The organism is Streptomyces silaceus, assembly GCF_001419745.1.
GTDB lineage: Bacteria > Actinomycetota > Actinomycetes > Streptomycetales > Streptomycetaceae > Streptomyces > Streptomyces silaceus.
The window spans coordinates 1-8339 of sequence record NZ_LIRJ01000426.1; the positions used below are offsets into that span (position 1 = coordinate 1).

Below are 8339 nucleotides of genomic sequence, written 5' to 3' on the forward strand. Positions count from 1 at the left end.
CAGTTGGACGGCCTGGGCGACGCGGCGGAGGTCGAGGCCCGCCTCGCCGCCCTCAAGGCGACCACCTGAGCCCTCCCGGGCTCCGCGAGAGCCCTCCCGGCCCCCGCGAGAGCCGCCCCGGGCCCCCGCGACAGCCGCGCCGCAGAAAGCCCCAGAGCGCCCCAGAGCGCCCCAGAACGCCTCAGAACAGACTGAGCAGCGCCTCCGCCGCGTCCATCGGCTCCGTGTCGCCGTTCGGCAGGGCCATCTCGAACCAGACCGTCTTGCCCTGCGGCGTCCGACGGGAGCCCCACGCGGCGCTGAGCAGCCCCACCAGCTGGAGGCCGCGCCCGCCCTCGTCGGTGTCGCGGGCCCGGCGGCGGCGCGGCTGGACGAAGCCCGCGTCCCACACCTCGCACACCAGGGTGCGGTCCAGCAGGAGGCGCAGCCTGATCTCGCCCTCGCCGTAGCGGAGCGCGTTGGTGACCAGCTCGCTGACCAGCAGTTCCACCGTGTCGCAGAGCCGCTCCAGGTCCCAGTCGCGCAGCTGGTCGCAGGCCAGTTCGCGGGCGCGGCCCACCGACTTGGGGTCGCGCGGCAGCGTCCAGTCGCCGACGTGCTCGGCGGGCAGGCCCTCCACACGGGCCATCAGGAGCGCGATGTCGTCCTCGCCGTGGTGGGTGTCGAGGCTGGTCAGGACGTGGTCGCAGACGTCCTCCAGGGCGGGCGGCGCGTCGCTGAGGGCGCGGACGAACGCGTTCAGGCCCTCGTCGAGCGGGTGGTCGCGCGACTCGACGAGACCGTCGGTGTAGAGCGCGAGGAGGGCGCCCTCGGGGAGTTCGACCTCGACGTCCTCGAAGGGCTCGCCGCCGACGCCGAGCGGCATGCCCGGGGGTACGTCGAGCATGAGCGCGTCCTCGCCCGGCTCGACGAGGACGGGCGGCAGGTGCCCGGCGTTGGCGAAGGTGCAGCGGCGCGTGACGGCGTCGTAGACGGCGTAGACGCAGGTGGCGAGGTAGACCTCGCTGAGGTCCGCGTCCGCGGCCTTGCGGGCGGCGCGGGTGGCCTGCTGGGGGCCCGCGGGGTTGCCGAGGCCCCGGGCGATCTCGTCGAGCGCGGAGAGTACCTCGGCGGGCTCCAGGTCCAGGAGCGCCAAGGTGCGCACGGCGGTGCGCAGTTCACCCATGGCGACGGCGGCGCGCAGCCCGCGCCCCATGACGTCGCCGACGACGAGGGCGGTGCGGTGGCCGGGCAGTTCGATGACGTCGAACCAGTCGCCGCCGACCTCCGTGGCGGCGTTGCCCGGCAGATAGCGGCAGGCGATGTCCAGACCGGACGCCTCGGGGTCGCCGGGCGGCAGCAGGGAGCGCTGCAGTATCAGCGCGCGCTCGTGCTCGCGGCGGTAGAGCCGGGCGTTGTCGATGCAGACGGCGGCGCGCGCGGCCAGCTCGACGGCGAGCGCCCGGTCGCGCTCGCCGAAGGGCTCGCTGCCCTTCGTACGGGAGAACTGGGCGAGGCCGACCACCGTGTCGTGGGCGATCATCGGCACGGCCAGCGTCGACTGGACCAGGCCGCCGGTCAGCCGGCTCGCGGAGGCGCTGTCGGCGGCGGTGATCAGGCGCGGGCGGGCGGCGCGCAGGGCGTCGGCGCAGGGCGAGGAGAACGCGAAGCGGTGCACGGCGCCGACGGCGACGGGCCCGGTGCCCTCCGGGAACGGCGCGTCGGCGACGGCGCTTGCGAAGGCCACCCGGCGCAGCTCCGCGCTGCCGTCGGCGAGGCCCGGCGGTGTCTCGTCGCCGTCGAGCAGGCCCTGGTAGAGGTCGACGGAGGCGAGGTCGCAGAAGCCGGGGACGGCGACGTCGAGCAGCTCGCGTGCGGTGGCCTCCAGGTCGAGGGAGTTGCCTATGCGGGACCCGGCCTCGTTCAGGAGGGCGAGGTTGCGCCGGGCGTGCGCGGCCTCGCGGGCGGCGGCGTGCCGCCGGGTGACGTCGGTGCCGAGGCCGGCGACGCCGATGGGGCGGCCCGAGCCGCTGTGCACGCGGTAGAGGTTGATCGACCAGTGGCGGCGCTCGCCGCTGCCGGGAGCGGGTCCCACTATCTGCATGTCCGTCACGGAGTCGCCGGTCTGCAGGACGCGCTTGAGGGCGGCGGCCATGCGGTCGGCCTCGTGGCGGGGCAGGTAGTCGTGGACGGTGCGGCCTCTGTGGTCCTCGACGCCGCCGCCGAAGACGTCGGCGAAGCGGCGGTTGGCGCGCTGCACCTTCAGGTCCGTGCCGAACAGCAGGAAACCGAAAGGGGATTGTCCGAAAATGGCCTGCGAGGCGGCGAGGTCCGTCTCGATCTGCCGGAGCGCGCGGACGTCGACGACGATGCAGACCGCGGCCCGCTCGCCGTCCTCCGTCTCGGTCGGCATGACGTAGACCTCGGCGATGCCCTCCTGCCCGGCGACGCCGTCCCCGTACCCGTCGGGCACCCGGAAGGGCACGGACCCCGTCCACTCCCGCCCGTCGAGGATCTCCGCCATCTTGCGGTGGCCGCCGGGGCGCAGCTCGGCCGGCACGAAGGCCTCGATGGGGTCCTTGCCGACGGCGTCACGCGCGGCCACGCCGAACAGCCGCTCGGCGCGGGTGCTCCACTGGTCGACGAGTCCGTCGGCACCGATCGAGAAGGAGGCGACCTTGATGTAGTCGTAGATCGAGCCGGGCGGGCTGCTCTGCCAGGTCTCACCGACCCCGGCCTCGCCCGCGTCCTCGGCCATCGCGTCGCCCGACGGCCCCTCGGGCTCCGTCGCCTTCGCTGGTATCTCGCTCACGCGAACCGTCCCCTCCAGCTCACCGCGTCCGGCACCGGTCACCGCATACGGCTGACCGCAGTATCCAGCACTACGGCACAGCGCCACACGGCGTTCACGATCACAGCACGGACTCGACGCTTTTTGGCCCGTGCCGCTCTTGTGTCCGACGCCCATCGCACACTGCCAGTCTTCTAACCCGGCAGCGGCAGCTCGAACCACACCGTCTTTCCCGTACTGCCCGTGCGGCCCGGCCGTGTCCCCCAGCGCCGGGCCGAGCGTGCGACCAGCTGAATGCCGCGACCGCCCTCGTCGTCGGGTGCGGCGACGCGCTCCAGGGGCGGGTCCGGGAGCGGATCGGACACCTCCACAAGGAGGGTGCCCGAGGGGTCCACGGGACGTACGAGACGTACGCCGATGGGCCCGGAGGCATGACGCAGCGAGTTGGTCACCAGCTCGCTCACGAGCAACACGGTGACATCGCCGAGGGAGGCCAGGCCCCAGTCGCCGAGCTGCTTGCGGACGACCGTGCGGGCGGTGCGGACGGCGCCGGGATGCGCGGGGAAATCCCACTCGGCGCAGTCGCCTTCGGTGTCGATCACGCCGATCACTTCCAGACCAGAAGCGGAACCTGTCCGGGAACCTGTCCGGTTTCATGGGGTTAATGGGCACATACCCGATATCCCGGCGGGTTTACCGCGTACTGGGGCGCACTGTGGCACGAACGGCGTAGGCGGAGTCAGTGCGTGGCGTGCGGCAGGCCGAGCGCCGCCCTGACGGCGGGCACGTCGGCGGCCAGCCAGTCGACCGACCAGACCTGGTCGGGGGCGAGCCAGCGCAGCTCGTCGTGGTCCTGGAGGGGCCGGGCGGTGCCGGAGAGGAGACGGGCGGTCCACACCCGCAGGACGTACCCCTTGGCGAGCGGCCACTCGCCGGGGACGCGCTCGATCAGCTCCGCCTCCACACCCAGTTCCTCGCGGAGTTCGCGCAGCAGCGCCTTCTCGCACGGCTCACCGGGCTCCACCTTGCCCCCGGGGAGCTCCCAGCCGCCGGCCAGCTCGGGCGGCGCGGTGCGCCGTGCGGCGAGCAGGCGCCCCTCGTCGTACAGGGCGGCGCCGACCACGATGCGTTGTTCGTCCATGCGCTGGAGCGTAGGCGCTCCGCCGGGACGGGCCCCCCACGGGCCGGGTCCCGGGCTCCTGGGGCGGGCCTCGCATCCCCTACAGGGCCACGGGGCTACGGGGCGCTTCCCCCGACGTTCCGGCTCAGCCTCTCGATCGAGTAGAGCTGCTTGTGCCCGCGGTCGTCGAGGCTGTCCGCGATCTTCTGGGCCTCCGCCTTCGTCGCGTACCTGCCCACGCGGTAGCGGTTGCCGTTGTCGTCCTGCCGTATCACGAGCCAGGGCAGCAGGACCGTCCCGTCGTTCATTGCGCCCCTCCGCTCGCCACCCCCGGCGCGCGCCACGCCTCGGTCAGTAAGGAAACCGCATTCCGCATATGCCCGAGCCTACGCCCGACCTTCACTCAGCGGATACGACTTTGCACAAAGAGATACGCAGGGGGTGGTGAGGAGGTAAGCAATCGGCCACGGGACGACCGGGGCGCGCGACGGCTCAGTCCGTACGCACCGTCGGCAGCGGCATCAGCACCGGTTCACCCGTCGGCGCCTTGCGGCAGACGTCCCCGCAGTCGGCGTCGAGCGAGCAGCACAGGGAGCAGATCGGCCCGGCCTGGACGGGGCAGTCCGCGATGTCGGGCAGTTCGTACGCCGTCGCGCAGACGCCGCAGGTGTGCGTGGCCGTCACGTCGGGGACGGGCACGTGCGGGCCGTTGACGGGGTTGGGCCGCGCCAGGTAGTAGCGTCCCTTCGTCGCCCAGGCGATCAACGGGCACAGCACCAGGGCGAGTCCGGCCGCGATGAAGGTCGAGAACGCCTCCGCGTACCGCCCGAACAGACCGAAGAACGCGAGGATCGAGACCGTCGAGGCGATCACCATCGCGCCGAACCCGGCCGGGTTCACGGCGTGCAGATAGGCGCGCTTGAACTCGATGTACTTCGGGCTCCAGCCCGCCCGCTTGTTGATGACCAGGTCGGCGGCGACCGCCGTGATCCAGGCGATGCCCACGTTCGAGTAGAAGCCGAGCAGCTTGTTCAGCGCGGCGAACATGTTCATCTCCATCAGCGTCAGCGCGATGGCGAGGTTGAGGAAGATGTACCAGACCCGGCCCGGGTGGCGGTGGGTGACGCGGGAGAAGAAGTTCGACCAGGACAGCGAGCCGCTGTAGGCGTTGGTCACGTTGATCTTGATCTGCGAGACGATGACGAACAGCGCGGCGGCGGGCAGCGCGACCGAGCCGAGCCACGGCTTGAGGGCCTCGATCTGCGGAGCGACGGGCTCCAGGGCGTGCGTCTTCCCGACGGCCGCCAGGGCGACGAACGCCAGGAAGGCGCCGCCCAGTTGCTTGGCCGCGCCGATCACGACCCAGCCGGGTCCTGCCGCCAGCACGGCGAGGTTCCAGCGCCGCCTGTTCTGCTCGGTCCGCGCGGGCATGAAGCGCAGGTAGTCCGCCTGCTCGCCGATCTGCGCGATGAGCGAGAGCGCGACGCCCGTGCCGAGCCCGAAGCCGATCCAGGAGAAGCCGCTGCCCGCGCCCTCCGTGCCGCCGAAGGACCCGAAGGCACCCCACGCGTCCGGCGCCTCGAAGGCGAGCACCACGAACGGGAGCACCATGCCGATCAGCCAGACCGGCTGCGTCCAGGCCTGCACCTTGGCGAGCGCGCCCATGCCGCGGAAGACGATCGGGATGACGATCAGCGTCGTCACCAAGTAGCCGATCTCGACCGGGAGTCCGACGGCCTGGTGCATGGCCTGGGCCATGATCGAACCTTCGAGGGCGAAGAAGATGAAGGTGAAGGAGGCATAGATGAGGGACGTGAGGGTCGACCCGAAATAGCCGAATCCCGCCCCTCGGGTCACCAGGTCCATGTCCAGGCCGTAGCGCGCGCACGCCCGCGCGATCGGGATGCCCGTCACGAAGATGATCGTGGCGGCGCACAGGATCGAGGCGAGGCCGCTGGTGAAGCCGTAGGTGAAGACGATGGACGCGCCGATCGCGAAGTCCGCGAGGTAGGCGATGCCGCCGAGCGCGGTGGAGGCCACCATGGTCGGGGACCAGCGCCGGAAGGAGTGCGGGGCGTAGCGCAGCGAGTAGTCCTCGCGGCTCTCGTCGGCCGCCATCTTGGCGTAACTGCGGCGGGGCGGCGCGGAGCCGGCCTCGGGCTCCGCGACCGGCGGCATCGCGTCCGCCGGGCCCGTCGGCTCGCGGCCGACCGTCGTGTCCGTCATGGGGGCTCCTGTCGTCCGACCGGGGTGCGGGTACGGACGGGGAAGGTAGGAGCCCCGCGTGACGGCTGGCCGCGGGATGGTGTTGCTCCGGGGTTACGGCAGCGGGGCGGGTGTTAACTCCCCATCACCGGACGTCACTTCACGGGCAGGTGGTACGCGATCCGGTAGCGGTCGGCGGGCACCACGACGTCGGCCGTCTCGACCGGGCGGCCCGACGCGTAGTACGTGCGCTGGACGACCAGGACCACATGGCCGGGGACGCCGCCGAGCGCGGTGAGCTCCTCGGCCAGACCCGGCCGGGCGCCGACCTCCTCCGCGACGTTGTCCACGATCACGTCGATGGCCGCCATCCGCTCCACCACACCGCAGCCGCCGAGCGGGCCCTCCTCGGGGAGCATCACGGGCGTGCGCCCGGTGATGGCGAGGGGCTCCCACGAGGTGGAGAGCATCATGGCCTCGCCGGCATCCCGGAAGACGTACTTGGTGCACATCACGCGGTCGCCCGCGCGGATGCCGAGCCGCTCGGCGACCGCGGCACCCGCCTCGGTCTGCTCGCTGCGCGACTCCCAGGTGCCGCGCACCCCCTCCGCCGCCTGCTCCTGGCGGAACGGGGTCGATCCGCCGTTCACCGAGCGGTAGCCGGTGCGGGCGATCCTGCGGGGGACGGGGCGCTCGCGCACATAGGTGCCGGAGCCGGAGCGCCCCTCGACCAGGCCTTCGGCCATCAGGACCTTGCGCGCCTCCAGGGCGACCGTGTCCGACACCCCGTACTCCTCACGGATCCTCGCCTGCGAGGGGAGCCGGGTGTGCGGCGGCAGCGAACCGTCGACGATCTTCTTGCGGAGATCACCCGCGACACGCAGATACGCCGGCTGCTCACCGAAAGTCACTGGCCACTCCCATCAGGTTGACAGACAGCAACAGCGTGGCAACCGTCGGTTGTTGGGTGCAACCCAAGGCCATGGAATCACCCGAAGTGATGATTTCTTCCGTCGCTGGTCTTTACGCAGGGCCTTTCCCCGGATATAGAGATCGGTCGAGCGCGCCGAGGAAACGTTCGGTCGCGGCGCGCGCGATCTGGCTGCCCCAGCCTCCCCAGTTCACGTCGAAACAGTGGTCGGCCCACGGCAGTTCGACGTACGTCGCCGGGGCACCCGCCACCTTGAGACGCCGTGCCAGCTCCCTCGCCTGCGCCACCGGGACCGCGCGGTCCGCGCTCCCGTGCAGCAACAGGGTCGGCGGCACGTCGCCCCGCACGAGCCGGGCGGGTGAGCCCAGACGATAGCGGGCGGGGGCCGTCGCCGCCGAACCACCCATCAGACGCGGGATGATGGGGTCGCGGCGCAGCGCGGTGCCGGCGATCAGACGCCGCATGTCGGTGGGCCCGTACAGCGAGATCACCCCCGAGACCGAACTGTCACGCACCGCGCAGGACGCCGGGACCCGGTCGTCACCGTCCGTGTAGGCGGCGGCGAGCGCGAGGTTGCCGCCGGCCGAACTGCCCGCCAGCAGAAGGCGGTCGGGGTCGACGCCGTACGCGCGCGCGTGCCGCCGCACCCAGCCCACCGCGCACTTCACGTCGCCGATCTGGTCGAGCTGGGTGGCCCGGGGCGCGAGGCGGTAGTCGATGTCGAAGACCGACCAGCCGCGCGCGTTGAACCAGCGGTTCCATTCGGGGCTCTGGCTGCGGTGGCCCTTGTTCCAGCCGCCGCCGTGCACCCAGACGACGGCGGGGCGCCGCACCGCCGGCCGCCCGGACGGCTCCCACAGGTCGAGCCGCAGCCGCTCCCTCTTCACGCGCTGCGCTCCCCCGGCCCTCCTGCCGTCCCCCTTGCCGCTCCCTTTTCCGCCGCCCACGCGCGCGTACGTGAGGGAACGCGCGCGGTCGGGGACCTTGGCGTAGTTGACGCCGTCGAAGTACCGCGCGGCGGCCAGGTGTTGGCCCTGCCGCTCGGCGGCCGAGTAGGCGGCGGCGTAGGGCATGACTCCGTAGACGAGCGCCGCGAAGGAGGAGAGGGCCGCCAGACCCGCGCACCAGGGGTGGCGCCGCCCCGCGAGCGCGGCGGCGGCGAGGCCGAGGAGTCCCGGCGGCAGGAGCACGAGCCCCCAGGAGGTGATCACGGCCGCGACGAGCACCAGGAGCGGTACGCGGGGCAGCGGGGCGGCGACGAGGACGGCGAGCGCCGCGTTCAGGAGGGCGGCGGCGAGGAGCAGGACCCGGGC

At 72.4% G+C, this 8339-nt stretch carries 7 protein-coding genes; all 7 read right to left on the reverse strand.

Annotated features, from left to right (window positions below):
* Nucleotides 1–181: 181 nt before the first annotated feature.
* Nucleotides 182–2791, reverse strand: a complete 2610-nt coding sequence (locus AOK22_RS32375; RefSeq protein ID WP_055702279.1) for a SpoIIE family protein phosphatase — start codon at nt 2789–2791, stop codon at nt 182–184.
* Nucleotides 2792–2964: 173 nt separating this feature from the next.
* Nucleotides 2965–3381 carry an ATP-binding protein gene (locus tag AOK22_RS32380; protein WP_055702280.1) on the reverse strand — a complete coding sequence of 139 codons (417 nt, stop codon included), beginning with the start codon at nt 3379–3381 and terminating at the stop codon, nt 2965–2967.
* A 128-nt stretch (nt 3382–3509) separates the two neighbouring features.
* A complete protein-coding gene (locus tag AOK22_RS32385) occupies nt 3510–3911 on the reverse strand; it encodes a (deoxy)nucleoside triphosphate pyrophosphohydrolase (RefSeq protein WP_055702281.1) in 402 nt (133 codons plus the stop codon).
* Nucleotides 3912–4006: 95 nt separating this feature from the next.
* Complete coding sequence (locus AOK22_RS32390; protein WP_055702282.1) at nt 4007–4198, reverse strand: SPOR domain-containing protein; 192 nt, start codon at nt 4196–4198, stop codon at nt 4007–4009.
* Nucleotides 4199–4382: 184 nt separating this feature from the next.
* A complete protein-coding gene (locus tag AOK22_RS32395; RefSeq protein WP_079036967.1) occupies nt 4383–6116 on the reverse strand; it encodes a purine-cytosine permease family protein in 1734 nt (577 codons plus the stop codon).
* A 134-nt stretch (nt 6117–6250) separates the two neighbouring features.
* Nucleotides 6251–7006 (reverse strand): GntR family transcriptional regulator, encoded by a 756-nt coding sequence (locus tag AOK22_RS32400; protein ID WP_055702283.1) that lies wholly within the window; start codon nt 7004–7006, stop codon nt 6251–6253.
* A 112-nt stretch (nt 7007–7118) separates the two neighbouring features.
* Nucleotides 7119–8339: alpha/beta hydrolase (locus AOK22_RS32405; RefSeq protein WP_055702284.1), on the reverse strand; the 1221-nt coding region annotated here is incomplete at its 5' end.